Annotated in this window: 23 protein-coding genes and 1 other annotated feature; of the genes, 17 read left to right on the top strand and 6 right to left on the bottom strand. The window is 35.5% G+C overall.

What is annotated here, in order from left to right:
• Window positions 1-8: 8 nt before the first annotated feature.
• From ahpC to proB, 3 genes are all read right to left on the bottom strand, one after another.
• Window positions 9-572 carry an alkyl hydroperoxide reductase subunit C gene (gene ahpC, locus KUA55_RS13095; RefSeq protein ID WP_218326830.1) on the bottom strand — a complete coding sequence of 188 codons (564 nt, stop codon included), beginning with the start codon at window positions 570-572 and terminating at the stop codon, window positions 9-11.
• Window positions 573-749: 177 nt separating this feature from the next.
• Window positions 750-2,000 (bottom strand): glutamate-5-semialdehyde dehydrogenase, encoded by a 1,251-nt coding sequence (locus KUA55_RS13090; protein WP_218326829.1) that lies wholly within the window; start codon window positions 1,998-2,000, stop codon window positions 750-752.
• Window positions 1,993-2,802 (bottom strand): glutamate 5-kinase, encoded by an 810-nt coding sequence (proB, locus tag KUA55_RS13085; RefSeq protein ID WP_218326828.1) that lies wholly within the window; start codon window positions 2,800-2,802, stop codon window positions 1,993-1,995. Before proB ends, KUA55_RS13090 begins: the two co-directional genes overlap by 8 nt.
• Window positions 2,803-2,955: 153 nt before the next feature.
• On the opposite strand from proB, the gene KUA55_RS13080 reads away from it, so the two are divergent.
• Window positions 2,956-3,648, top strand: a complete 693-nt coding sequence (locus KUA55_RS13080; protein ID WP_218326827.1) for an N-acetylmannosamine-6-phosphate 2-epimerase — start codon at window positions 2,956-2,958, stop codon at window positions 3,646-3,648.
• A 69-nt stretch (window positions 3,649-3,717) separates the two neighbouring features.
• The gene (locus tag KUA55_RS13075; RefSeq protein WP_218326826.1) at window positions 3,718-4,431 is read left to right on the top strand and encodes a transaldolase; all 714 of its coding nucleotides are present in this window, start codon (window positions 3,718-3,720) and stop codon (window positions 4,429-4,431) included.
• A gap of 39 nt (window positions 4,432-4,470) precedes the next feature.
• Here KUA55_RS13075 and KUA55_RS13070 read toward each other — a convergent pair whose 3' ends face one another.
• Window positions 4,471-5,658 carry a metal-dependent hydrolase family protein gene (locus KUA55_RS13070; protein WP_218326825.1) on the bottom strand — a complete coding sequence of 396 codons (1,188 nt, stop codon included), beginning with the start codon at window positions 5,656-5,658 and terminating at the stop codon, window positions 4,471-4,473.
• Window positions 5,659-5,919: 261 nt separating this feature from the next.
• Here KUA55_RS13070 and KUA55_RS13065 point away from each other — a divergent pair, with 261 nt between their 5' ends.
• Together KUA55_RS13065 and KUA55_RS13060 are read left to right on the top strand one after the other, a co-directional pair.
• A complete protein-coding gene (locus tag KUA55_RS13065) occupies window positions 5,920-7,095 on the top strand; it encodes a double-cubane-cluster-containing anaerobic reductase (RefSeq protein WP_218326824.1) in 1,176 nt (391 codons plus the stop codon).
• Entirely contained in the window at window positions 7,086-7,850 is a 765-nt protein-coding gene (locus KUA55_RS13060; RefSeq protein WP_218326823.1) for an acyl-CoA dehydratase activase, read from the top strand. Before KUA55_RS13065 ends, KUA55_RS13060 begins: the two co-directional genes overlap by 10 nt.
• A 29-nt stretch (window positions 7,851-7,879) precedes the next feature.
• Here the strand turns inward: KUA55_RS13060 and KUA55_RS13055 are convergent, their stop codons facing one another.
• On the bottom strand, window positions 7,880-8,518 hold the full coding sequence (locus tag KUA55_RS13055) for a DUF998 domain-containing protein (RefSeq protein WP_218326822.1): 639 nt from the start codon (window positions 8,516-8,518) through the stop codon (window positions 7,880-7,882).
• A 119-nt stretch (window positions 8,519-8,637) separates the two neighbouring features.
• Between KUA55_RS13055 and KUA55_RS13050 the strand changes: the two genes are divergently transcribed.
• Together KUA55_RS13050 and KUA55_RS13045 are read left to right on the top strand one after the other, a co-directional pair.
• The gene (locus KUA55_RS13050; RefSeq protein ID WP_218326821.1) at window positions 8,638-9,543 is read left to right on the top strand and encodes an ABC transporter ATP-binding protein; all 906 of its coding nucleotides are present in this window, start codon (window positions 8,638-8,640) and stop codon (window positions 9,541-9,543) included.
• On the top strand, window positions 9,536-11,143 hold the full coding sequence (locus KUA55_RS13045) for an ABC transporter permease (RefSeq protein WP_218326820.1): 1,608 nt from the start codon (window positions 9,536-9,538) through the stop codon (window positions 11,141-11,143). The genes KUA55_RS13050 and KUA55_RS13045 overlap by 8 nt, the downstream gene beginning before the upstream one ends.
• 55 nt (window positions 11,144-11,198) lie before the next feature.
• Here KUA55_RS13045 and KUA55_RS13040 read toward each other — a convergent pair whose 3' ends face one another.
• On the bottom strand, window positions 11,199-11,405 hold the full coding sequence (locus KUA55_RS13040) for a hypothetical protein (RefSeq protein ID WP_218326819.1): 207 nt from the start codon (window positions 11,403-11,405) through the stop codon (window positions 11,199-11,201).
• 290 nt (window positions 11,406-11,695) lie between these two features.
• On the opposite strand from KUA55_RS13040, the gene KUA55_RS13035 reads away from it, so the two are divergent.
• From KUA55_RS13035 to KUA55_RS12985, 11 genes are all read left to right on the top strand, one after another.
• Window positions 11,696-12,067, top strand: a complete 372-nt coding sequence (locus KUA55_RS13035; RefSeq protein ID WP_218326818.1) for a DUF1033 family protein — start codon at window positions 11,696-11,698, stop codon at window positions 12,065-12,067.
• Window positions 12,006-14,078: a DNA topoisomerase III gene (locus tag KUA55_RS13030; protein WP_218326817.1), complete on the top strand. Its 2,073-nt coding sequence runs from the start codon at window positions 12,006-12,008 to the stop codon at window positions 14,076-14,078. The genes KUA55_RS13035 and KUA55_RS13030 overlap by 62 nt, the downstream gene beginning before the upstream one ends.
• Before the next feature lie 152 nt (window positions 14,079-14,230).
• Window positions 14,231-15,049, top strand: a complete 819-nt coding sequence (locus KUA55_RS13025) for a hypothetical protein (protein WP_218326816.1) — start codon at window positions 14,231-14,233, stop codon at window positions 15,047-15,049.
• A 176-nt stretch (window positions 15,050-15,225) separates the two neighbouring features.
• Window positions 15,226-17,901 carry a sigma-54-dependent transcriptional regulator gene (locus KUA55_RS13020; RefSeq protein WP_218326815.1) on the top strand — a complete coding sequence of 892 codons (2,676 nt, stop codon included), beginning with the start codon at window positions 15,226-15,228 and terminating at the stop codon, window positions 17,899-17,901.
• Window positions 17,902-18,016: 115 nt separating this feature from the next.
• Window positions 18,017-18,346, top strand: a complete 330-nt coding sequence (locus KUA55_RS13015) for a PTS sugar transporter subunit IIB (protein ID WP_218326814.1) — start codon at window positions 18,017-18,019, stop codon at window positions 18,344-18,346.
• A gap of 21 nt (window positions 18,347-18,367) precedes the next feature.
• On the top strand, window positions 18,368-18,685 hold the full coding sequence (locus KUA55_RS13010; protein ID WP_343214730.1) for a PTS lactose/cellobiose transporter subunit IIA: 318 nt from the start codon (window positions 18,368-18,370) through the stop codon (window positions 18,683-18,685).
• Between the two features lie 5 nt (window positions 18,686-18,690).
• Window positions 18,691-19,824 carry a GNAT family N-acetyltransferase gene (locus KUA55_RS13005; RefSeq protein ID WP_218326812.1) on the top strand — a complete coding sequence of 378 codons (1,134 nt, stop codon included), beginning with the start codon at window positions 18,691-18,693 and terminating at the stop codon, window positions 19,822-19,824.
• Window positions 19,825-19,852: 28 nt separating this feature from the next.
• Entirely contained in the window at window positions 19,853-21,103 is a 1,251-nt protein-coding gene (locus KUA55_RS13000; protein ID WP_218326811.1) for a PTS sugar transporter subunit IIC, read from the top strand.
• Between the two features lie 68 nt (window positions 21,104-21,171).
• Window positions 21,172-22,560: a glycoside hydrolase family 1 protein gene (locus tag KUA55_RS12995; RefSeq protein WP_218326810.1), complete on the top strand. Its 1,389-nt coding sequence runs from the start codon at window positions 21,172-21,174 to the stop codon at window positions 22,558-22,560.
• A gap of 1 nt (window position 22,561) precedes the next feature.
• Window positions 22,562-23,653, top strand: a complete 1,092-nt coding sequence (locus tag KUA55_RS12990) for a DUF871 domain-containing protein (RefSeq protein WP_218326809.1) — start codon at window positions 22,562-22,564, stop codon at window positions 23,651-23,653.
• Window positions 23,654-23,732: 79 nt separating this feature from the next.
• Window positions 23,733-23,959, top strand: a binding site (T-box leader).
• Window positions 23,960-24,116: 157 nt separating this feature from the next.
• Window positions 24,117-24,758, top strand: coding sequence for an amino acid ABC transporter permease (locus KUA55_RS12985; protein WP_218326808.1), 642 nt, complete (start codon window positions 24,117-24,119; stop codon window positions 24,756-24,758).
• Window positions 24,759-24,761 lie beyond the last annotated feature (3 nt).

Below are 24,761 nucleotides of genomic sequence, written 5' to 3'. Positions count from 1 at the left end.
GCATACTCCTAAATTTTTCCGACTAAGTCAAAACTAGGTTTTAGCGTTTCGCCATCTTCTTTCCATTTAGCAGGGCAAACTTCGCCTGGGTGAGAACGCACATACTGTCCAGCTCGGATTTTGTCTACTAGGATACTTGCGTCACGGCCGATACCATCTGCATTAATTTCAACAGCTTGAACAATACCGTCTGGATCAATGATAAAAGTTCCTCTTTGGGCTAAGCCTTGTTCTTCATCTAAAACATCGAAAGCACGAGCAATTTGATGAGAAGGATCACCAATCATTGTATATTTAATTTTTCCAATAGCATCTGAAGTGTCATGCCAAGCTTTGTGGGTAAAATGCGTATCAGTTGAGCATGAATAAACTTCTACTCCTAAGCCTTGTAAAGTATCATATTGTTCTTGTAAATCCTCTAATTCAGTTGGACAAACAAATGTAAAGTCAGCAGGATAAAAACATAAAACAGTCCATTTACCTTTAAAATCTTCATTTGTTACTTCACCAAATTCACCATTGTGATAAGTTTGGGCTTTAAATTCTGCGATTTCTTTTCCGATTAGTGACATGTACATACCTCCGTGTTGTTATTGAGAAAATCTTCTCTAATTGAAAATGATTAATAAAAAAGATTGGGAAAACTAAATGAATTTTCCTCTCAATCTATAATTATTATAAACAAAAAAGAGTAATCATGTAAAGATATTTTTAAACAAAAAAATTGATGTCCGAAGACACCAATTGATTTATTCTCTAATTTGTCCATTCCCATAAATTATATATTTGGACGACGTTAAGGCCAATAAGCCCATTGGTCCTCTGGCGTGAAGTTTTTGCGTAGAGATCCCAATCTCAGCACCAAAACCAAACATAAAGCCGTCAGTGAAACGAGTAGAAGCATTGACGTAGACAGCAGCAGCGTCAACTTCATTTAAAAACCTTTGGCTGGCTTGATAACTGTCAGTCACAATTGCTTCAGAATGTTTTGTGTTGTAATGATTAATATGATTAATGGCTTCATCTAAAGATGAAACTACACGAATTGCTAAAATATAATCTAAAAATTCCGTCTGCCAATCTGCTTCAGTTGCAAGTTGTCCATCAGAAAAATATTGTATGGCTGTCTCATCGGCATGAACTTCCACTGCATTTTTTTTCAATTCAACAGCTAACAATGGTAGAAAATCATCAGCAACTTCTGTATGAACTAAAATGGTTTCAATCGCATTGCAAACTGATGGACGTTGTGCCTTGGCATTAATCACGATTTGGACTGCCATTTCTAAATCAGCAGCGTGATCAACATAAACGTGATTATTTCCGGTACCAGTTTCGATTACTGGCACTGTTGCTGTTTGTTTTACTCGTTGAATCAGACGATCACTGCCACGAGGAATTAACACATCTAAATAATCTGTCAATTGCATCATTTGATTGGCAACTTCATGACTTGTATCTGAAACAAACTGAATGGCTTCTTTCGGTAAGTCACAAGCTAGCAATGTTTCTTGCAAAATATCGACTAAGGTTTGGTTAGAATAAAAAGCTTCCTTACCACCACGTAAAATGACACAATTACCTGTTTTAAAACATAAACTTGCCGCATCTGTTGTAACATTTGGGCGAGATTCAAAAATAATACCGATTACACCTAGAGCCACACGTTTTTGACCAATCGTTAAGCCTTCTGGTGTTTGCCACATTTTTTCGACTTCACCGATCGGGTCTGTCAAAGCCGCAACTTGTTCGATGCCAATCGCCATATCTTCAATCCGCTCTGCGGTTAACTTCAAACGGTCGATCATCGTTGGTCGAATGCCGTATTCAGGAGCTTTTTCCAAATCTTTTTGATTAGCTGCTAAAATCCGTGGAACATTATTGCGTAAAAATTCAGCCATTTTTAATAAAGCAGTATTTTTTTCAGGAGTTGATAAATTTCCTAGTTGTCGACTGACTTTTTGCGCTGCTTGACCTAAGTTGGTCATTAAATTACTCATGTGCATCCTCCTTAAATAACGTGCCCACTTCATTTCCAGCTAAAATATCAAAAATAATTCTAGGCGGTTTTCCATTAGCTAAAACCATAGCGCTTTGAGATTTTAAGATCCGTTCAGCGGCTTTTAGTTTGCTCACCATACCACCAGTACCAAAGGAGCTGACTGTGCCACCTGCTTTGGCCATCACTGCTTCGTCAATTTTATTGATACTTTTATATAGAACAGCTTTTTTATTTGTATAAGGGTTTGCTGAATAAAATCCATCAATATCTGACAACATGATTAATAAATCTGCTTCGATAATTTCAGCAACAATCGCAGATAATTGGTCATTGTCACCAAATTTTGTACTGTGATCCATCTCGTCAACTGCGACAGTATCATTTTCATTAATTATTGGAATAATACTCATCTTTAAAAGTTCTTCCAATGTATTAATGACATTTTTGCGACTTTCGGGAAACTCGACAATATCTCTGGTCATTAAAACTTGCGCGGTTTGCTGATTGTAAGCAAAAAAGCGTTGATTGTAATAATGCATTAATTCAAATTGTCCAACAGCAGCAATTGCTTGTTGCGCTGGAATCTCACTTGGTCGTTTTGATATTTGTAGTTTGTCTAAACCTACGCCAATTGCTCCCGATGAGACTAAAATAATTTCTTTGCCTTGATTAGTTAAGTCGGTCAAAACAAAAGCTAATTGATCTATCCCAGAAAAATTTACTTTGCCATTAGGATGAATCAGAGAGCTGGTCCCGATTTTTATAACGATTCTTTTGACATCTTTTAAAAATGTTCTCATACTTTCACCTCAAAATTGTGCCACCAGTTTTAAGAGTGTGATTTTTATTGTACAGGATTTTAATTTAATTTTCACTACTTTGTTATTATTTTTTTTAAAATTTATAGTCCTAACTAAGATGAACAGGTAAAATATAGGAAAAAGAGGTGACCTATGGAAGCGAAAAAATTTTTAGAAATAATCCAACAGGGTCTGATTGTTTCTTGTCAGGCTTTGCCGGGAGAACCGTTATATACTGAAGCTGGCAATATTATGCCTTATTTGGCTTTAGCGGCAAAAGAAGCCGGAGCAGTGGGGATTCGTGCCAATTCAGGTAGAGATATTTTACAAATTAAAGAACTGGTCGATTTACCGATGATTGGAATTATAAAAAGAGATTATCCGCCAGAAGCACCATTTATCACAGCGACTATGGTGGAAGTAGATCAGTTAGTGGAAACCGGGGTTGAAGTAATTGCGCTAGATGCGACTTTACGTAAACGGCATGATGGAAAAACGATTCAACAATTTATTAAGGAAATCAAAACAAAATATCCACAGCAATTATTAATGGCAGATATTGATACTTTTGCAGCAGGCATGAACGCTTATCAAGCTGGTGTGGATTTTGTGGGGACAACTTTGGCTGGTTATACCGCGGAAACGACTGGGCAAAAAGGACCAGCGATTGAATTAATGCAACAGCTGATTGCAGAAAAGATTCCCGTCATTGCTGAGGGACAAATTCACACACCAGACGAGGCTAAGCAGATTCAAGCACTGGGAGTTGCTGGAATTGTCGTCGGTGGGGCGATCACACGACCAAAAGAAATCGCAAAAAGATTTATCGATGCATTAGAAAGTTAACAAAATAATTTTCAAATGGTTATAAAAGCGTTATCATAAACTTGTAGAAAATGAAAGGAGTTTCCATTTATGACCAACCCATTTAAAATTGCGATTTACTCTGACGGTGCCCAGTTAGAAAAGATGAAAGCCAGCTTAACAACTGGTTTTGTTTCAGGATTCACAACGAATCCTTCACTAATGAAGGCAGCTGGTATTACTGATTATTGGGCATTTGCCAAAGAAGCGGTAGCAACATTTCCTGATTCTCCCTTATCTTTTGAAGTTTTTGCTGATGATTCAGCGACTATGAAGAAAGAAGCGTTGAAGTTAACTGAACTAGGTGAAAATGTTTTTGTAAAAATTCCGGTCTTGAATACAGCAGGAGAAAGTTCTGGCCCACTAATCAAAGAACTATCAGAAGCGGGTGTTCAATTAAATATTACAGCGATTACTACCACCGCACAAGTTAAGGATGCGGTTGAAAACTTTGCCGCAAATACAACTAATTTGGTGTCAATTTTTGTTGGTCGCTTAAATGATGTAGGGATTGATACAACTGCTTTTGTAAAAGAAAGCCGTAAACTATGTGATACTAAACCAGGTTCACTATTATTGTGGGCTTCTACTCGGGAAGTCTGGAATATTTTTGAAGCTGAAAAACAAGACTGTGATATTATTACAGTGCCACCTGGAATTATTGATAAGCTGGCAAAACTTGGAACCACTGCTGAAGAAGTTGCCTTAGATACAGTCAAAACTTTCCAAAAAGATATTGATGATTTAGGCTTTTCAATTTTATAAAAAATAAGCAGATCGAATAATTTCGATCTGCTTATTTATTTACTGGACAGCTTTTCCTTTTTTATAAACTTTTTTTGCTTGTTGTAACACTGTAATATCTGTTAAAGGATTGTTGTCTAAGATGATAAAATCGGCAAGTTTTCCAACTGCAATTGAGCCAGCATGATCATTTATTTTTAGTAAAGCGGCAGCGTTAATTGTCGCAGCCTGTAAAGCTTGTAAAGTTGTTAAGTGAGAATTAGCTACTAATAATTCTAACTCCTTAGTTGTTTGATTATTGAAATTATTGTAGGCCGTTCCAGAATCAGTTCCTAGGACAATCTTTACACCAGCTTGAGCTGCTTTTTCAATACTTTCAATATGGGCTGCTTGAATTTCTCGTGATTTTTTTATCATAAAATCTGGTAAATTAGTGGCGTATTTTTCCATTGACCAAGGTGCACTTAGGGTCGGTACTAGAAATGTATCATGTCTAAGTAATAGATCAATCGCTTCATCATCTAAATAAACGCCGTGTTCGATTGAATCTACACCAGCTCGAATCGCATTTTTTATTCCTTCGTTTCCTTGGGCATGGGCGGCAGCAGTTTTTCCTTTATGGTGGGCTTCTTCAATGGCTGCTCGCATTTCTATTTCAGTCAGTTGAACATCTTCTGGCCGTTCGCCGCTGAATGAGACGCCACCAGTAGCCATTAATTTAATATTGTCGACGCCTTTTTTTAAAAGAATACGGGCATATTTTCTCGTTTCATCGGGACCATCCACTTCGTAACTACCCTTATATAAATGTCCGCCAGTCATTGCCAAAGACTTTCCTGAAGCAATGATTCCTGGAGCGTCGGTTAAGTCACCTTGTCTTTCTAACTTTGCTAATTCGATATCAATATCAAACGTTGAACCAACATCGCGAATATAAGTCACACCATCTCGTAAAATTTGGGAAAGGTTTCTGAGTGCCATAAAAGTCGAAGCGGCGGCAGTGGATTCATCTGCGCCTAATTTTGAAATTTTTTCATATGGATCAGCAACAATATGCGTATGGGCATTGATTAACCCTGGGATGACAAATTTTCCAGCTAAGTCTACTTCTGTGTCAAACTGAGTGGATGGTTCCGCCGATACGTGATAGAAGTTACCTGTTTTTTCATCAACAATGAAATTTTTCTTTTCAAAAGAATCGTTGTCACCAATAAAAACTTGGGCATTTTTGTATAAAGTTTTAGTCATAAGAGGACTCCATTCGTTAAATTTTAATCATATTATAATCTTTAAGAAGCCTGATGGGTAGTCTTTTTCTGCCAAATTTAATTTGCGATGGTGTTTGTGATTGGTTATACTAATCATTGAGAACGTTTGCAAAAAAAGGGGGGAGGATATTATGCTGCGTCGATGACAAGTAAAAAACTTAGAGGCTCTAAGCAAAAAAATATCTTTCTTCCTAACTAGTCAGGTTTCTAGTGAGGCGGAAAACTAGAGGAGATTTGACTGATGAAATTAAAAACAGAATTGCCAGAGATCTTTGATGAATTTGGAGAAGCTCGTAAAAACGGTTTTATGACAGTGAAAGAATTGAAAGAAACAGGTCAACCCGTGGTGGGTGTGTATTGTACCTTTATGCCAGAGGAATTGGTCTTAGCTAGCGGAGCGGTTCAAATAAGTTTGTGCTCTACTTCAGATGAAACAATTGGAGCAGCTGAAGAAGATTTACCACGAAATCTTTGTCCATTAATTAAATCTAGCTATGGTTTTGGCAAAACCGATAAGTGTCCTTATTTTTATTTTTCAGACTTGGTTGTGGGGGAAACGACTTGTGATGGAAAGAAAAAAATGTATGAATACATGGCCGATTTTAAAGATACCTATTTGATGCAACTACCACACAATCGTGATAGCGATGCTAGCAAACAATTATGGTATTCAGAAATTAAAAGCTTCAAAGAAAAATTGGAAGATTTTTTTGGTGTAGAAATTACCGAAGAAAAAATTCATGAAGCAATTCTATTAAAAAACCGTGAGCGCAAAGCCAAACAAAATTTTTATCGTTTGGGTCAATTGAATCCACCTGCGATTACTGGAAGCGAGATTTTCCAAGTGATGTATGGTTCCCAGTATAAATTTGATAAAGAAGAAGTCATTGAGATGTTAGAAACAACGACTGCAAAAGTAAAAGAAAAATACGAAAACGGGGAAAGTTTAACTAAAAAGCCACGAATCCTAGTAACAGGTTCCCCAATGGGCGGAGTTACCGAAAAAGTGATTCGAGCGATTGAGGAAAATGGTGGTATTGTAGTGGGGTACGAAAATTGTACAGTAGCAAAAGCAGTTGAACGGCTAGTCGATGAAAATGAACAAGATGTTTATCAAGCCTTAACCGATAAATACATTAATATCGGCTGTGCTTGTATGTCTAACAATCAGCCCCGTAAGGAATTATTGAGCCAAATGATTGATGATTACCAAGTAGATGGAGTGATCGATATGGTGCTCCAAAATTGCATTCCATTTTCTGTTGAATCATCTCGGATGAAACGCTACTTAAATGATGAAAAACAAACACCTTATCTTTATCTGGAAACCGATTATTCAACCTCCGATATCGAGCAAATCAATACGCGGGTGACTGCTTTTATTGAGATGTTGGAAGAAGAACAAGTATGGATATAATTGGTTTAGATTCTGGTTCGACAACGACAAAAGGTGTATTGTTTTCCGATCATCAATTAATTGATCAATATTTATTGCCTACCGCAGGAAACCCCAGAGCTGCGATGGCTGAAGTGGTAGCTTATTTGTCCGATAATCATGATTTAAAAGAATTTAAATTAGTGACAACTGGCTATGGCAGAAAATTAATTGACAGTGATTTAGCGGTGACTGAAATTACCTGTCATGGAAAAGGTGCTGAATATATCGCCCCTGGAGTGAAAGAAGTAATTGATATCGGTGGTCAGGATTGTAAAACCATTTCTTTGAATGGAAAAGGCTCAGTCGTAGAATTTAACATGAATGATCGCTGTGCTGCCGGAACTGGTCGTTTTGTTGAAGTAATGATGAGAACTTTAGGCGAGGAAATTACGATCATTGACCAGTTTGTTGAAAATGCGCAACCGGTAAAAATCAATAGCATGTGTACGGTTTTTGCTGAATCAGAAGTGATTGGTTTGATTGCAAAAGGTGAAGAACGAGAAGATATTGCCTTAGGTGTTTTGCATTCGATTGCTAAAAGAATTAGCAGTCAATATTCTAAATTACGACCAAAAATAGGTGAAGAAATTTTATTTACCGGAGGTTTGTCTCATAGTCGAGCATTTTCTGAAGTATTATCAGAATATGTTCATGCACCAGTAAACACCAATCCGTTATCCCAATATGCGGGAGCGATTGGTGCAGCTCAAATTGGTTTAAAAAAACTAAGTTAAAAAAGCGGGTCTTATAAAAAAGACCTGCTTTATTTTTGCCGAATTTGAATCAAAGCCATAGCAATCGCTGGCAAGTATAAAAAAATCAATGAAAGTCTTTGCCATAGACCATGTGTGGAGACTAAATACTTTCCAACAATCGGTAAATAGTAAGAAGCAAATAGAATTAAAGTAATGATTGCGCCAACCAAACAAATAATAAAAAATAATACTGGAAAAAGATTACCAATAATATATGCTCGTCCAGCTAAAATTAACGGAACAAGTAGCATCCCAATCATAGCAATAGCCGTAAAGCCTGCGTGAAGTAGATAAGTAGGGTTGCGAAAGTTTTCAGCAGCCGGATCTAATTGGATTAAGCTAGATAAAATACAATCACCAATGCCATAAAGAGCAATTGCAGCAGCTAAAATTTTGGCGAACAAACTAGATTCCAGACTGAAAAATTGATAGATACCAATACTAGATAAAACAAATAGACTACCTGTTATAATTGAACCGTGGTTAAATATCTGCTGTACTGGACTAGATTTTTCTCCTAGTTGACTAATCAGCATCGTTTTTTGATTAAATCCGGGATAAGCACTGCCCAATAAATAAGGTAAAGAAAAATCTCCTAGACAAGCCAGTAATAAAAAATAAGGGGATAAAGTTTTTAGTAGATGCATATGAACAGTCCTTTCCTAATTCATTTTACCTAAATTTATAGCAATTGAAAATAATAAAGTGATAGATTGACCAAGCGATCAAAGGAGCGTATCTTTTGAAATAAAGAGGAGTGAACAAAATGCCAGCAGTAATTGAACTAAATCAAATAAGCAAAAAATTTGGGAAATTCGAAGCATTGAAAGATGTGAGCTTTACTTTAAATCAAGGGGAAGTAATGGGCTTTATTGGACCTAATGGCGCTGGTAAATCTACCACTATTCGAATTTTATTAGGAATGTTAAAGAAAACTAGTGGTGAGGCGACTATTTTTGGTGAAGATGTCTGGCATGAAGATACTAAAATACATCAACGGATTGCTTATGTGCCTGGGGATGTCTATCTATGGCCAAACTTAACTGGTGGAGAAATCATTGATTTATTATTGCGTCTAAACAATCAAGAACGGAATCAAAAAACAGCTGAATTAATTGACCTTTTTCAGTTAGATCCTAAGAAAAAAGCCCGCTCTTATTCGAAAGGCAATCGTCAAAAAGTTGCTTTAATAGCAGCTTTATCCCAAGAAGCTGATTTATATATTTTTGATGAGCCCACTTCTGGATTGGATCCCTTGAATGAAAAAACTTTTCAAAATGAAGTAATGAAATTAAAAGCGGCGGGGAAAAGTATCTTGCTTTCCAGTCATATTTTGTCAGAAGTCGAAAAAATGTGTGACCACATTACGATTATTCGTGAAGGTGAAATTATTGAATCTGGAGATTTAGCCAGTATGCGACATTTAACTTTCTTACAAATTACGGTGGAAACAAAAGAAAGTCTGGCTGATTTGAAAGATTTTACAGGTGTAGAAAAAATTTCTATTAACGAAGATGACAGAAAAGCGGTGCTATCTGTTAATAATGATCAACTCAATTTAGTGTTAGCAGAATTAACTAAAAAAGAAATTATCACTATCACAACGGCACCACCTACATTAGAAGATTTATTCCTGCAGTATTATCGAAAAGCAGGTGAATCTGATGACTAATGGAAGTCACACGATTTATTTATTGAAAGCCAATATACGTCAAAACTTATTTAGACATCTATTGTGGTTGGTTATTTTAGTAGGGATGTTTGCGGCAATGGCTGGACAGTTTAATAATTTATTCGGGACGACAGCCGAAATAACAACAATTATGACGACTTTGAAAACACCCGCGCTGGTTAGTTTATTTGGTGAAGTAACAGCCACAAAACCTTATACCACTGCCGATGTTTTTTCTTCGGAAATGGTAATCTTTATGGGAATGTTTATGATATTCATGAATATTTCGCTAGCAGTCAGAAATACTCGAAGTCAGGAAGATTCTGGGTTGTTGGAAATGATTCGATCACGAAAGGTCGGCCGAGTTGCGCCAATTTATGCCACATTGATTGAAATACTTATAATAAACAGTTTGATGGGTGGTTTATTCATTTTAAGTTTAGCAGTTGGGAAATTAAATGGGGCGACAATTGCTGGTGATGTGTTGATGGGGGTTAGTTTTGCAGTTATTGGTATTTTATTTGGTTGTATCAGTATTTTTTTAGCACAATTAACTAGTAGTAGTCGAGGAGCATATTTTTTTAGCTATGGTTTATTCGGTATTTTTTATTTACTGCGGATGCTGACTGATATGACAAACCCTAAATATACTTGGCTTTCACCAGTCGGCTGGATTCAAAAGACCGAAATTTATACTAATAATAATTGGCTACCAATTTTTGTGATGGTGTTTAGTAGTTTCATCTGTTTATTTGCTGGAATAAAAATTGCTAGTAGGAGAGATATTGGTAGTGGTATTTTTACACCTCATTCGGGTCGAAGTCAGGCTAGTTGGTTTTTAAATTCGCCTCTTCGGTTACTTTTAAAAATTGAACGAAATAGTATGCTTGGCTGGATGCTAGGGGGTCTTATTTTAGGTGCAGCTTATGGCTCGGTATTTAATTCCATTGGCGATATTATTGGAACGAATCCTACCTATAAAAAGATTTTAGGTGTTTCTGCAATCAATGATGCTAATCGGGATTTATTGCTTAATTATTTAAATATGTTGGCGTTGTTTTTCGTGGCAATTGCAGCAATCAGTGGTTTAATTGTGATATTTCGATTGAATAGTGATGAAAAAAAAGGCTATTTAGAAATTTTACATTCAAAAGCGATAAGTAAAACAAAATTAGCCAATAGTTATTTTTTAATCGGGATTGGATTGAGTAGTTGTGTCTTTATTTTAACTTTAAGTGGCGCTTTTTTTATTGGGAATGCCACCATATCTGAACCTTTAGCGCTTAAATATTTTTGGCAGATGTTAATCGGCTATTTACCAACGGTTTTATTTTTTATTGGAATTGGCATTTTCTTCTGCGGTGTAGCTCCTAAGTTATCATTAATTGCTTGGTTGTATCTATTAGCTGGTTTATTAATGAAAATGTTTGGTCCATTATTAAATCTTTCAGAAAAATTTGAGAATTTCTCTCCTTTAGGTTGGATGGGGAAAATTCCAGTGGAAGAAGTTAATTATCCTTTAACCGTTGGATTATTGGCGGCATTTCTAGTGATGATTACATTAAGCTTAATTGCTTATAATAAACGAGATGTGATTTAGATTTGCAATAAAAAGCAGTGGCAAAAGTAAGTATGCTTTTGCCACTGTTTTGTCGTTATAATAATAAAAATAAACTGTCCTCAAGCACTACACCAAAAAAAATTACCAGTGAGTCTACTAAAAGGACACCCATATTAGTGCCAAACATAATAGCTAGACGTTCTAGTTGGTCAATAATTTTTTTCTCTTTGAAATAGACTTTAAATAAATAAATATTTGCACCATATAAAATGATGGTAGCACAAATAATTCCCCAAATCATTTTAAATCCCTCCTAATCTCCTTCCTACTTATTGTACCTCTAGATGCTCTTTTTTGGAAACGTTTCATCAAAAAATATTTTGGATTAATAGTTGAATATAAAGGTAAAAAAATCATAATTTTTATGAAAAATGAATAATAAGAGCTATATTTTTTAGCAAGTGATCTATGATATAATTGATGGAAACGCAAGAATTCAAGGTTTTTTAACTGATTTTGTACTTTTCAAACAGATTTCTTGAAATTTTATTTTAAGGTGCTTATGATGAAGGTGGAAAGAAGGGATTTTTTATGTTCCAAGTTTACACTTTACATGGCGACAATGAACCGTGGTGGTTCTTTGAAGATTGGGAAGCTGATGCGACGGATCTGAAAGCTTTCGATACTTTTGAAGAAGCAGAAGGATATTATTACCAACAATTTGAAACTTTAAATTCAGATTATACATATCATAATAAAAAAAATAATTTTTTAAGTGCATTTTGGGATGAATCAGATGAACGTTGGTGTGAAGAGTGTGATGACTTTTTACAACAATATTGGGGACTTGCGTTGTTAGAAAACAAACAGCCAGTTAAACTGGAAGAACGGAAGGAACTTTATGAAACAACTAATTCTAGCGGAAAAGCCAAGTGTTGCAAGAGATCTCAGCAAAGTGCTTAACGCGAATCAAAAACATAAAAACTATTTCGAAGGTGACAAGGTAATTGTTACTTGGGCATTAGGACATTTACTTAGTCTAAAAATGCCAGAGGATTTGAAACCTGAATGGAAAACGTGGCAAATGGATACTTTGCCCATGATTCCCAAATACATTGGTATTAAACCATTACCAAAAACCCGTGGACAATTAAAAACCATCGGACAACTAGCTAAACGCAAAGACATTTCTGAAGCGGTCATCGCTACTGATGCCGGTCGAGAAGGCGAACTAGTTGCTCGATGGATTTTAGAGTACGTAAAATTTGATAAACCTGTGAAACGACTTTGGATTTCATCGCAAACCAATAAAGCAATTAAAGAAGGTTTCTCTAAGTTAAAACCAGCTAAAGAGTATGATAACCTTTATCAATCAGCTTTGGCTCGCTCAAAAGCCGATTGGTTGGTGGGTCTAAATGTGACTCGTGCATTGACAGTTAAATATGAAGATAATTTATCTGCCGGTAGGGTACAAACCCCTACGTTAGCTTTGGTGCGGCAACAAGAAAAGAAAATCGAGAAATTTCGACCACAAAATTATTTTGTGATTTCTTTGGACGTTGCTGGTCAAACAGCTAAATTAAATCAAAAAAACCCTTATGGCATCACTGAACGTGAAGACGCTGAAAAACTTGTAAAAAAAATGAGTCAGCAAAAAGGACAAGTCACCAGTATCACTGAAAAAGAAAAAACTGAGCCTGCTCCCTTGCCATATGATTTAACGGAAATTCAAAGAGAAGCCAATAGCCGTTATCAATATTCAGCTAAAAAAACATTGTCATTGGTTCAAAGTTTATATGAAGTTCATAAAATAGTGACTTATCCGCGTACCGATAGCAAATACTTAACGCAAGATATGAAGGCAACTATGAAGGAACGGTTGCAAGCCATTAGTGACTTTTCTCCTGAAGTAAAAACCTACATTAAAAATGGTGGCAAAGTGATTCAAAATAAAGTTTTTCAAGATAGTAAAGTAACGGATCATCATGCTTTAATTCCGACAGAACAACGACCTCGTTATGAAAAACTATCCAATGATGAACAGCGGATTTACACGATGATTGTTGAAAGATTTTTGGGATTATTTGCCGAGGCTCATAAAGAAAGCCAGCAAAAAGTAACGGTCGCTTTTGGAGAAGAAACGTTTACTTTCAGACAAAATAAAGTGTTGGTGGCTGGTTGGAAAAAAAGTGAAGCAGACAAACCAGCTATTTCTTGGCAAAAGGATCAACGTATTCAACCAAATTTTACGGTAGAAAAAGCATTGACTTCACCGCCGAAACCCTTGAGTGAAGGAACTTTGTTGGCAAATATGGAAAAACATAGTCTGGGCACACCGGCAACACGCGCTGAGATCATCGAAAAATTGATTAAATCAGAACTAATGGAACGAACAAATAATGGCTTACAAGTTTCTCCTAAAGGTAAACAATTGCTAGAATTGGTCAATCCCGCATTAGTAACGCCAGAATTAACTGAAAAATGGGAACGGCAATTAGAAGCAATCGCGAATGGGAAATTTTCTAGCCAATCCTTTATTAAAGAAATTGAAAAAGATACCGCATCCTTAGTTAACGAAGTGAAACAAAGCACTAAGAAGTATCAAGATTTTTCAATTACAACTAAAAAATGTCCAGTCTGCGGCTCTAGTTTAAGAGAAAAGAATACGCGAGACGGAAAAATTTATATTTGTACCAATCCTGAATGTGATTACCGTCGTCGCAAAGATCCTAAAGTTTCCAACCATCGCTGTCCACAATGTCATCGTAAAATGGAAATTATCGATGGAAAAAATGGTGCTTACTTCCGTTGTAAATATGATGGTACCACTGAAAAAATGTTAGACAAAAAAGCCCGTAGCAAAAAAATGACCAAGCATGAAGAACGTCGTTTGTTGAATAAAGTTAACCAAGAAGCTGAACCACAAGAAAGTGCGTTGGCTCAAGCGTTGAAAGCAGCGATGGAGAAAGATTAATTGATAACCAGCAAAATCTCAAAATGATTTTGCTGGTTTTTTTGTAAAAAATAGTATAATTATTATTTTTATTAAATAAAATATATTTTACATAAGTTTATTGTGTATAATTAATAAGGAGAGATTTTAATTTTATTATAGGAGGATTTATTATGAAAAAGAAATGGTTAGGGTTGATTGCTGGGGCAGGTTTATTTTTGTTTGTTGGATGCGGTGGAAATCAAGAAACAACAGAGGATACACCTGTCACGAATGATTCTGAACAAGTATCAGTAAATCAAGACGAACAGGCCGAAAAAGATGCAAAAACTTTGTTAAACTTTTTATATCAGGGGAAACGGTCTGAACAGCTGAGAGATGTAACGAATCAAAGTGCAGATAGTATTGACTCTTATTTAGTTAGTGAACTATCGAAAAAACAGGATGAAATGTTTGCTGAAAATGAAAATCGAGATGACTATTATTTAGTGATTGATGATTCAAATTATTATGCTTCAGATATTGTAAAAGACTATGCAGAGGCTTATTTAAAACAAACAAAAAGAATATCCTTCGATATTCAAAATGTAAATATTTCAGGAGATGAAGCCATAGTGGTAGCTTCTTATTATCCAATTGCTGGACTGCAAGAAGCCAATCCGATTGGGGCTGCTCGGACTGAACTATTTGGAGGAATCGATGAAGATACTTTTATTCGTAAATCTCAAAATAAAGATTTAAAAACTATTAAATCTTTAATTACTTTAAAACTGTATGCAATCTATTATGGGGAATTAGATTATGATGCAGAAAAAGTATTAAGTCCGGTTGAGTTGGAATTTACATTGACGAAAAAAGGTGATCATTTCATGGCCAATGATGATGTCATTTACCAACTAGTAAAAGAATCTCGAATTAGCACATATCAAGATAACTCATCTGATTCTGAGACGACAGAATCCTTAATTGAAGAAAGTGCTAGTGAGTACTAAATAAAGATAAACTAGCAATCATCAGAGACTGAACAATTTAAATTGTTCAGTCTCTTTTTTGATAAAGTTGGAAGTACAAAATTATACAGCGAAATGAAAACGATTTCCAAAAACTGGAATTTTGTTTTTTTATAGCGTATAATGATTTTGGTTTATACCAATTGAGAGGTGTTTGAATGAAAGCAAAAGAACAAGTGTTGGCTTTTTTGAAAGATCATCCGCAAGAATTTACAGCGCAACAATTAGCCGATGAATTAAAAAGCGACCGCACCAATATTAGTCGTTACTTAAATGAATTGACTAAATCTGGTGATGTTAAAAAAATTGATGGTCGGCCAGTCAAATTTCAAGTAATTATCAAGGCAAATGAAGAAAATATTACTTTTGAGAACTTAATTGGTCGTGATGATTCACTAAAAAGTCAAATTCAAAAATCAAAAGCGGCAATTTTATACCCGCCTCGGGGTTTACATACAATTATTTTTGGAGAAACAGGTACGGGGAAAACAATGTTTGCTGAATGCATGTATCATTTTGCAGTTTCCTCCAAAGTCTTACAACCTAGTGCCCCCTTTATTACTTTTAATTGTGCTGACTATGCTCAAAATCCGCAACTGTTATTCGGTCATATCTTTGGTGTGACAAAAGGTGCCTTCACTGGTGCTGAAGAAACGAGAGATGGTTTAGTGGCACAGGCAGACGGAGGTATTTTATTTCTAGATGAAATTCATCGACTACCACCAGAAGGTCAAGAAATGTTGTTCACTTTTATTGATAAAGGTGTCTATCGACCACTAGGTGCCAATGAAGAACAAAATGCCTCTGTTCAGATTATCGGTGCCACAACAGAAACGAGTGCTAGTTTTTTATCCACTTTTAATCGGCGGATTCCTATGCAAATTGAATTACCGCCATTAAGAGAACGATCGATAGACGAACGTTTAGCGATTATCAAAACTTTTTTACAACAAGAAGCCAATCGTTTAAATGAAGAAATTGCCATTGATAAAAGAAGCTTGCTAGGATTTTTATTATATCCAGCTGAAGGGAATATTGGGCAACTAAAACGAGATTTGAAACTGGTTTGTGCCAAAGCTTTCCTTCATTATCAAGCCAATGATGGTCATGAAAAATTGATGGTTACCGAAGAAGATTTACCGTTAAATGTTCAAAAAGGTTTGTTGTATATGAAAGATGTTCCCGATACTTTAGGCCCTTTAATGGATAATAAAAATCTATATTTAAATTTAAAACCAGGAACAGAAGAAGTTGTCTGGCGACAAGATCCCACTAAAGATATGGAGGTCTATCATTCGATTACTTATAAATTGGACAAATTGGGTCGGGAAAACCTTTCAGAAATTGATTTAGAAAGATTGATTAGTCAAGATGTGGATCGCTACTTTGAAAATTATGTGGAAGAATTATCTCATGCTAACATTTATCGGGAAATCATATCTGATGATTTATGGCAATTGACCAATCAACTATATGAAATGGCCGCAAAAAAATTAGATCGTAACTATGATGAAAAAGTCCGTTTTGCCTTTGCGTTACACATTAGTTCAACAATTGAACGAATTCGCGCTGGCCAATTCATCAGCCATCCTAATCTAAACGAGGTTCGCCGAAAGTATTCTAAAGAATTTCAATTAGCTATTGAATTTTCTATCCAAATTGAAGAAGCCTATAATGTTGAAATTTCTATGGATGAAATTGGATTTATCACTATGTTTTTAACCCAGGATGTACGAGAGAAAAATGCTTTTCAACAAAAACAAGTTGGCGTCTTTGTGGTGATGCATGGACGTTCAACTGCTTCAAGTATGTTAGAAACAGTCCAAGAATTACTGGGTACCAATGCTGGTGTTGCTTTTAATATGCCATTAACGATGAATACTTCTGAAATGTATCGTCAAATCAACTATTATTTAGCTCAAGAAAAGGCCAACTATTCAGAAGGCATTATTTTATTAACAGACATGGGCTCACCTAATAATTTCGGAAATTTAATTTATCATGAAATAGGTATTCGTACTCGAGTAATTTCAATGGCTTCTACGATGTTGGTTTTGGAATCTTTGCGTTTAGCAACGTTAGGACGCAGTTTGGAAGAAATTTATCATAGTGTGATGACGATGTTTATCAACATGGTTCAACTAGAAGAAACACCTGAAAAAGATGGGCATAAAGTAATTGTAGTGGCTTGCTTTACTGGAGAAGGTGTGTCGAAGCGCTTAAATCAAGTGGTTAGTCAAATTGTTGATCCAAAAGAGTTTGAAATTATTCAGCTGCAATCTTTGGAGCGAGAAAGTTTCAAGCATCGCTTAGATCAATTAGTGACCCATAAAAATATTGTGGCTATTGTGGGGACGTTGGAGATTCAATATCAGCATATTCCTTTTTTCCCAGCCTTAAATATGTTTCAACGAGAAAAAATCATTGAATTTCAAAATTTTTTAGGAAGTGATGTGGCTCTTCCACAAATGGCGGAATCTTTGACCCAAGACTTTTCAGCTGAAATTGACACGCAAAAGCTTTTTTTACAAATCGATGATGCGCTGCAAAATATCCGAAAAAGCCAAGCAATGATTATAGAGAATAATGTCTTACAGGCTTTACTTATTCATATCGCTTTTTTAGTTGATAAGATAAAAAAAGATGAACCACGACCAGCTTTTAAGGAAGTAAAATATTTCCATCTGCAAAATCAAAAGCTGTTTGAAACAGTAAAAAATGAACTTCAAAAAATCAGTGATAATTTTGAAATTCGTTTCAATGAAGATGATTTAGCTTATATTGTAAAAACACTTTTAGATAATCAAATTGAACTAGGATTGCACACTGTGTAATCCTTTTTCTTTTGTGTGTAAATCAAAAAGCTGGTTAAATCAAGGGATTTCACAGTAAATAGTTGGCACGCAAATTGCTTTTATAAAGATGAATACAAATTAAGGAGTGACAAATATGAAAAGAATTATGTTAGTTTGTTCGGCGGGCATGTCAACGAGTTTATTAGTAACAAAAATGGAAAAAGCTGCTGCCGATCAAGGAATTGAAACGGATATTTTCGCAGTCTCTGCCTCAGAAGCTGATGACAAAATTGAAGATAAAGCAAATCCTATTGATGTTTTGTTATTAGGACCGCAAGTTCGTTTTATGAAAGGGCAATTTGAACAAAAATTAGCCGGTACAAATGTCCCATTAGACATTATTGATATGAAAGATTACGGCATGATGAATGGCGAAGCAGTATTGCAAACAGCGATTAATTTGATTGAAGATAAAGATAAGTAAGGAGTGATTTTTATGGCAGAAATGAGTCAGGAACAATTAGAAGCAGCCATGGGATTAATTATTAATTCTGGAAATGCAAAAAGTGATGCAATGGAAGCAATCCAAGCTGCTAAATCTGGTGATTTTGGATTAGCTGATGAAAAATTAGCGACTGCTAGTCAATCATTAGTTGAAGCCCATCATGCCCAAACTAATTTATTAAAAGAAGAAGCTAGTGGTAATAATATGACCGTGACATTATTAGCCGTTCACAGTCAAGATCATTTGATGACTAGTATGACTTTTAATGATTTAGCTAAAGAAGTAATTGATATTTATCGTCGCCTTGATGCGGAGTGATTTAAATGAAACTGAGCTCGACAACTGAAAATAAACAAGCAATCACAAAATTAATTGAATACGCCTTCAATAAACAAACACCGATTATTGAGGATTCGTTATTTTTAAGTCGTTATCAGCACAGTGATGTTTATGGTACTTATTTTAAACATCAATTAACGAGTATGGTGATGAGCAATCATTTCAAAGCCAAATTTTTTGGTTCAACAATTAAGATGGCCGGGATTGGATATGTAGCTAGTTTGCCAGAATATCGTGGCACTGGCGGGATTAAGGATATCATGAGTGAGTTACTGACGGATTTAAAACAAGAGGGCTTCATTATTAGCCAGTTGGCCCCTTTTTCTGAAAACTTTTATCGCAAATTCGGTTATGAAAATACTAGTTGGCAAAAAAGATATCAAATTCCGGCGGCTGCCTTCAATCATCTTGAAGATGAAAAAACCGGATCAATAGTCAGAGACAGTTGGGAAAGCTTAAAACCAGAAATTTTATCATTGTATCAACAGGCATTAACTTTTCAAGAAGTCGGCACTGTCGTGCGAGAAATGTGGTGGTGGGAACGGCTCAATCAATATTATCAAGGAAGATTTTATGCTGTTTGTTACGACGACTCTGGACAGCGAGCTGGTTATTTAATTTATCGTTTGCAAAAAGAAACTTTTATCGTTGATGAGTTGGTTTATCAGAACAATTTTGCTTTGCGGAAATTATTAACTTATTTAAAAGCCCATACCGCTTCTTTTAGTCAGTTTACTTATGACACCTCAACAAGCGAAATTTTAGAGAACTGTTTCAATGAACAACAAGAAATCCAAATTCAAATAAAACCTTATATGATGAGTCGCATTATCGACTTTTCTAGTTTGCTAAAAATTTTACCAATAGAAGAAAAAGCTATTATTTTTGAAGTCAGCAGTGATGACTATTGTCCAGAAAATATTGGTTGCTTTAGAAAAACTGGAGAAACAGTCGAAAAAGTTACTGGGGAGAGCGATATCAAAGCTTCGATTGAAGCATGGAGTGAGTTACTTCTAGGAAGAATGACTCTACAAGAAGGAATTTTATTAGAAAAAATTGAAGTATCTAAGGAAATTAATATTCCTAAGGGTCAGCAAAGTTTTTATGATTATTTTTAAAAGAAGGAAAAAATAGGAGGAATTGTACATGAATGCATTTATCGATTTTATGGAGAAACACTTTATTCCCGTAGCATCAAAAATTGGTGCTCAGCGTCATTTAGTAGCGATCAGAGACGCTTTTATGGTGACTATGCCACTAATGATTTTAGGATCTTTCGGGGTATTAATTAATAATTTACCGATTCCTGGCTTTCAAGAATTTATGACTAATATTTTTGGAGGAGAAGCTTGGAAAGGTTTTGGTGGTGCAGTTTGGAACGGAACATTCGGTGTTCTTTCAGTCTTTATTGCTTTTCTAGTCGCTTATAATTTAGCACATACTTATGGAAAAGATGCTGTGGCAACTGGAGTTGTTTCAGTCGCAACTTTCTTTACACTGGGTGCAGCTTTAACAGGAATGAATTCAAGCGGTTTGTTCGTTGCATTAATTGTAGGTATTTTAGTAGCAGAAATCTTCACACGTTTAGTTGGTAATCCAAAATTAATTGTGAAGATGCCTGATGGTGTACCGCCAGCAGTTGCTCGAGCTTTTGCTTCATTATTCCCAGCGATGATTACGATTTCAATTTTTGGTTTAATTACAGCAATTCTTGCTGGCTTTGGGATTGAAGATATGTTTGCATCATTCTATGAGCTCGTTCAAGAACCATTTATGGGCTTAGCAAACTCTTATCCTTCAGCATTATTAATTGCTTTTATTACACCATTCTTATGGTTCTTTGGTTTACATGGTGCCAACATGATCGATCCTTTTATGCAAACAATTAATGCACCAGCAATTGAAGCAAATGCAAACGCAATTGCAAAAGGTTTGGACGCTCCTTACATTGTAAACAAACCATTTATCGATTCATTTGTAAACTTAGGTGGTACAGGGGTAACTTTAGGTTTAGTAATCGCGATTTATTTAGTCGGTCGTAAAAATAAACAGTTGATGGTCGTAAATAACTTGGCAGCAGCACCTGGACTTTTCAATATCAATGAACCTTTACTATTTGGTTTCCCAATTGTCTTGAACCCAATTATGTTTATTCCATTTATTTTAGCACCAATGATTACAGTAACGATTGCTTATTTTGCAACTAGTACTGGTTTAGTACCACCAGCAACAGCGATTGCTCCTTGGGTAACACCGCCAATTATCGGTGGCGCATTGGTAACGGGAAGTATTTCTGGTGGGATTTTAGCAGCAATTAACTTAATTATCTCAGTTGTTATTTACATTCCATTTATTATTATGATTAATATTCAAGAAGCCCGTAAAGCAAATATTTAAAAAATAAAAAAGGATTTGCCGGTAGCAATACTGTTGCGAATCTTTTTTTTAATCAAAGGAGAAAAGCAATGAAAAAATTCCCGAAAAATTTCTGGTGGGGTGCTGCTACATCTGGCCCACAAAGTGAAGGTCGTTTCCATAAGAAGCACGCCAATGTTTTTGACTATCATTATCAAATAGAACCAGAAAAATTTTATAATCAAGTCGGACCAGATACAGCTTCTAATTTTTACAATGATTATGCCAATGATTTAGCTTTAATGAGCAGTATTGGCATGAATAGTTTACGGACAAGTATTCAATGGAGTCGTTTAATTGATGATTTAGAATTAAATACCGTAAATAAAGATGCTGTAAGTTTTTATAATAATGTCATTGATACAATGCTGGCAAAAGGACTTACTCCAGTGATGAATTTACATCATTTTGATTTGCCAGTAGAGCTGTATGATAAATATGGTGGCTGGGAAAGTAAAAAGGTCGTCGATTTATATGTTGGTTTTGCGACAAAGTGTTTTGAATTATTTGGTGATCGGGTGAAATATTGGACGACTCATAATGAACCGATGGTAGTCGTTGAAGGGGAATATCTTTTCCAATTTCATTATCCCAATGTTGTTGATGGAAAAAAAGCCGTTCAAGTAGCCTATAATTTAAACTTAGCATCAGCTAAAGCAATTGCCGCTTTTAAAAAATTAAATCTTACTGATGCGCAAATTGGAACGGTTTTGAATTTGACGCCGACTTATGCTGCAAGTGATAAACCAGAAGATTTGGAAGCCGCTAGAATTGCCGAGCTTTGGAACAATAAAATGTTTTTAGAACCAGCAATATTCGGTCATTTTCCGGCTGAGTTGGAAGCATTATTGGAAAAAGACCAAGTAATTTGGGAAACTTCAGCTGAAGAAGCTGAAATTATTAAAAATAATACTATCGACTTTTTAGGTGTCAATTATTATCATCCTAACCGAGTAAAAGCACCAGATGTTGCACCAGATTCAGTGGGTGAATGGATGCCAGATCGTTATTACGATAATTTTGATATGCCGGGAAGAAGAGTCAATCTTGATCGTGGATGGGAAATTTACCCTGAAGCAATTTATGATATTGCTCTGAATATCAAAGAAAATTATGGCAATATTCCTTGGTATGTTTCGGAAAATGGAATGGGCGTTTCTAATGAAGAACGTTTCAAAAATGCAGATGGTGTGATTCAAGATGATTATCGAATTGACTTTTTGACAGAGCATTTAAGTTATTTACATCAAGGAATTGAAGCAGGCTCAAATTGCTTTGGTTATCATATGTGGACACCAATTGATTGTTGGTCTTGGTTAAATGCCTATAAAAATCGTTATGGTTTTATTTCTAATAATATTCATACGCAAGAAAAAACAATCAAAAAATCTGGCTATTGGTTTAAAGCCGTAGCTGAAAGAAATGGTTTGGAGGATTAATATGAAACGAGAAATCGGAATTTCTTTATATCCTGATCACAGTGACGCTAAAAAAGACCGTGAATATATTCAAAAGGCGGCAGACTTAGGTTATTCTCGCATCTTTATGAGTATGCTGGAAGTAACTGAAGGAAAAGAAAAAGTTGCTGAGAAATTTAAAGGGATTATTGGATTTGCTAAAGCTCAAGGATTTGAGACGATTTTAGATATTGCGCCGTCAATTTTTGATGAATTACAGATTTCATATGATGATCTAAGCTTTTTTGCGGAACTTGGTGCAGATGGCATTCGATTGGATGAAGGCTTTGATGGCAATAAAGAAAGTATGTTGAGTTTTAATCCCTTTGGTTTAGCGATTGAGTTAAATATGAGTAATAATGTTGCTTATTTAGAAAATATTTTATCTTACGAAGCCAACCGACCATTTATTTATGGTTGTCATAATTTTTATCCGCAAAAAGGTTCTGCTTTACCCTATGATTTTTTTATTAGTTGTAGCCAACGATTTAAGCGTCAAGGGATAAAAACGGCCGCTTTTATTACGAGTCATCAAGGAACGCTGGGACCATGGGATGTAAATGATGGTTTGCCAACTTTAGAAATGCATCGAGAATTACCAATTGATTTACAAGCCCGCCATATGTTTGCGACAGGATTAATTGATTGTGTGATTATTGGAAATGCCTATGCAAGTGATGAAGAGTTAGAAAAAGTTGCGGTAGTCAATCGTTATAAATTAAGTTTAACTATTGATTTTGAAAAAGATACGAGTGAATTAGAAAAGCTAATTGTCGCAGATCCAGCGCACTTTAGACGGGGAGATATCTCAGCTGAAGCGGTGCGTTCAACTATGCCGCGAGTAAAATATAAAAATGAGAACAATCCACCGCATGACAATCAATTTGAGTTTCAAGTTGGTGATGTGGTGATTGGTAACGATGATTTTGGTAAATATAAAAATGAAATGCAAATTGTTTTAACGCCTCACAGTGATCCAAGAAAAAATTTAGTTGGGAAAATTCCTCAAGAAGAGCATATTTTATTAGAATTTTTACGTCCTTGGAGCAAATTTCAGCTAGTATCTGAAAACTAACTGGGAATTAAATTAAAAAAAGATGAACTTTTCAATTGACAAAGTGTCTCTCTCGGTGTAAATTTATACCTAACTTATAGAATTGACATTGAAAAGAAGAGTAACGATTGATTGTTTAAAGAGAGTTTCTGGTTGGTGGAAAGAAACAGCAAGTTAATTGTGAACCACATCTTGGAGTCGATTGGCTGAAAATTAAGTAGGCGAATCCGGGAATGCCCGTTACAGCTGCGGTCATGTTGACCAATGGAGTGTGTTGCTGTGAAGCAACACAAAAAAAAGGTGGAACCACGTTTATACGTCCTTTAGCTATGATAGCTAAAGGACTTTTTTATTTCTCCAAACAACATAACCGGTAGAGGTTTTTCTCGTGAGAGAAAAACGAATCTGAGGTGGAATCACGTCTATACGTCCTCTGACAAGTTAATTGTCAGGGGCTTTTTTTATGTCTATGGGAGGAAAGCAAATGAATTATTTAATTGATGTGATGCCACAACTTTTAGCTGGTGCAACAACAACAGTAAAACTATTTTTATATACAATTGTTGGTTCGTTACCTTTAGGAATTATTTTGGCTTTTGGATTAGTTAGTCGCTTCAAACCGTTGCAATGGATTATTCAACTTTATGTTTGGGTGATGCGGGGCACGCCACTTCTTTTACAATTAATTTTAGTTTTTTACGGATTACCGATTATCGGAATTGTATTTGATCGTTTCCCAGCAGCATTATTTGCATTTATTTTAAACTATGCAGCTTATTATGCGGAAATTTTCCGTGGAGGGATTCAGTCAGTACCGGTTGGTCAATATGAGGCCGCGCGTGTAATTGGTTTAACGCCAGGCCAAACCATTACTAAAATTGTTATTCCACAGGTTACAAAAATCGTGTTGCCATCTGTTGGAAATGAAGTGATTAGTTTAGTTAAAGATACTTCATTAGTTTATGTTTTAGGTTTATCTGATGTCATGCGAGCCGGACGGATTGCGATGGAACGAGACACAACTTTGATGCCATTGATTGGTGTAGCTATCATTTATTTAGTTATGACCGGTATTACAACATTAATCATGAAGCAATTAGAACGACGGATGAATTATTATCGTTAGGAA

This window comes from Enterococcus alishanensis (genome assembly GCF_019218635.1).
GTDB classification, from domain to species: Bacteria; Bacillota; Bacilli; order Lactobacillales; family Enterococcaceae; genus Enterococcus_A; species Enterococcus_A alishanensis.
Note: the sequence above shows the minus strand (reverse complement) of the source record. Positions and strands in the feature narration are given on the sequence as shown.

Bases quoted from the DNA above. Each gene is read 5' to 3' on its own strand.
- KUA55_RS13015 (WP_218326814.1), top strand. From the start codon at position 18,017: ATGAAAAGAATTATGTTAGTTTGTTCGGCGGGCATGTCAACGAGTTTA.
- KUA55_RS13025 (WP_218326816.1), top strand. From the start codon at position 14,231: ATGAAAAAGAAATGGTTAGGGTTGATTGCTGGGGCAGGTTTATTTTTG.
- ahpC (WP_218326830.1), bottom strand. From the start codon at position 572: ATGTCACTAATCGGAAAAGAAATCGCAGAATTTAAAGCCCAAACTTAT.
- KUA55_RS13080 (WP_218326827.1), top strand. From the start codon at position 2,956: ATGGAAGCGAAAAAATTTTTAGAAATAATCCAACAGGGTCTGATTGTT.
- KUA55_RS13045 (WP_218326820.1), top strand. From the start codon at position 9,536: ATGACTAATGGAAGTCACACGATTTATTTATTGAAAGCCAATATACGT.
- KUA55_RS13060 (WP_218326823.1), top strand. From the start codon at position 7,086: ATGGATATAATTGGTTTAGATTCTGGTTCGACAACGACAAAAGGTGTA.
- KUA55_RS13090 (WP_218326829.1), bottom strand. From the start codon at position 2,000: ATGAGTAATTTAATGACCAACTTAGGTCAAGCAGCGCAAAAAGTCAGT.
- KUA55_RS13010 (WP_343214730.1), top strand. From the start codon at position 18,368: ATGAGTCAGGAACAATTAGAAGCAGCCATGGGATTAATTATTAATTCT.
- KUA55_RS13050 (WP_218326821.1), top strand. From the start codon at position 8,638: ATGCCAGCAGTAATTGAACTAAATCAAATAAGCAAAAAATTTGGGAAA.
- KUA55_RS13005 (WP_218326812.1), top strand. From the start codon at position 18,691: ATGAAACTGAGCTCGACAACTGAAAATAAACAAGCAATCACAAAATTA.
- KUA55_RS12990 (WP_218326809.1), top strand. From the start codon at position 22,562: ATGAAACGAGAAATCGGAATTTCTTTATATCCTGATCACAGTGACGCT.
- KUA55_RS13030 (WP_218326817.1), top strand. From the start codon at position 12,006: ATGAAACAACTAATTCTAGCGGAAAAGCCAAGTGTTGCAAGAGATCTC.
- KUA55_RS13055 (WP_218326822.1), bottom strand. From the start codon at position 8,518: ATGCATCTACTAAAAACTTTATCCCCTTATTTTTTATTACTGGCTTGT.
- KUA55_RS13070 (WP_218326825.1), bottom strand. From the start codon at position 5,658: ATGACTAAAACTTTATACAAAAATGCCCAAGTTTTTATTGGTGACAAC.
- KUA55_RS13035 (WP_218326818.1), top strand. From the start codon at position 11,696: ATGTTCCAAGTTTACACTTTACATGGCGACAATGAACCGTGGTGGTTC.
- KUA55_RS13065 (WP_218326824.1), top strand. From the start codon at position 5,920: ATGAAATTAAAAACAGAATTGCCAGAGATCTTTGATGAATTTGGAGAA.
- KUA55_RS13075 (WP_218326826.1), top strand. From the start codon at position 3,718: ATGACCAACCCATTTAAAATTGCGATTTACTCTGACGGTGCCCAGTTA.
- proB (WP_218326828.1), bottom strand. From the start codon at position 2,802: ATGAGAACATTTTTAAAAGATGTCAAAAGAATCGTTATAAAAATCGGG.
- KUA55_RS13000 (WP_218326811.1), top strand. From the start codon at position 19,853: ATGAATGCATTTATCGATTTTATGGAGAAACACTTTATTCCCGTAGCA.
- KUA55_RS12995 (WP_218326810.1), top strand. From the start codon at position 21,172: ATGAAAAAATTCCCGAAAAATTTCTGGTGGGGTGCTGCTACATCTGGC.
- KUA55_RS13040 (WP_218326819.1), bottom strand. From the start codon at position 11,405: ATGATTTGGGGAATTATTTGTGCTACCATCATTTTATATGGTGCAAAT.
- KUA55_RS12985 (WP_218326808.1), top strand. From the start codon at position 24,117: ATGAATTATTTAATTGATGTGATGCCACAACTTTTAGCTGGTGCAACA.
- KUA55_RS13020 (WP_218326815.1), top strand. From the start codon at position 15,226: ATGAAAGCAAAAGAACAAGTGTTGGCTTTTTTGAAAGATCATCCGCAA.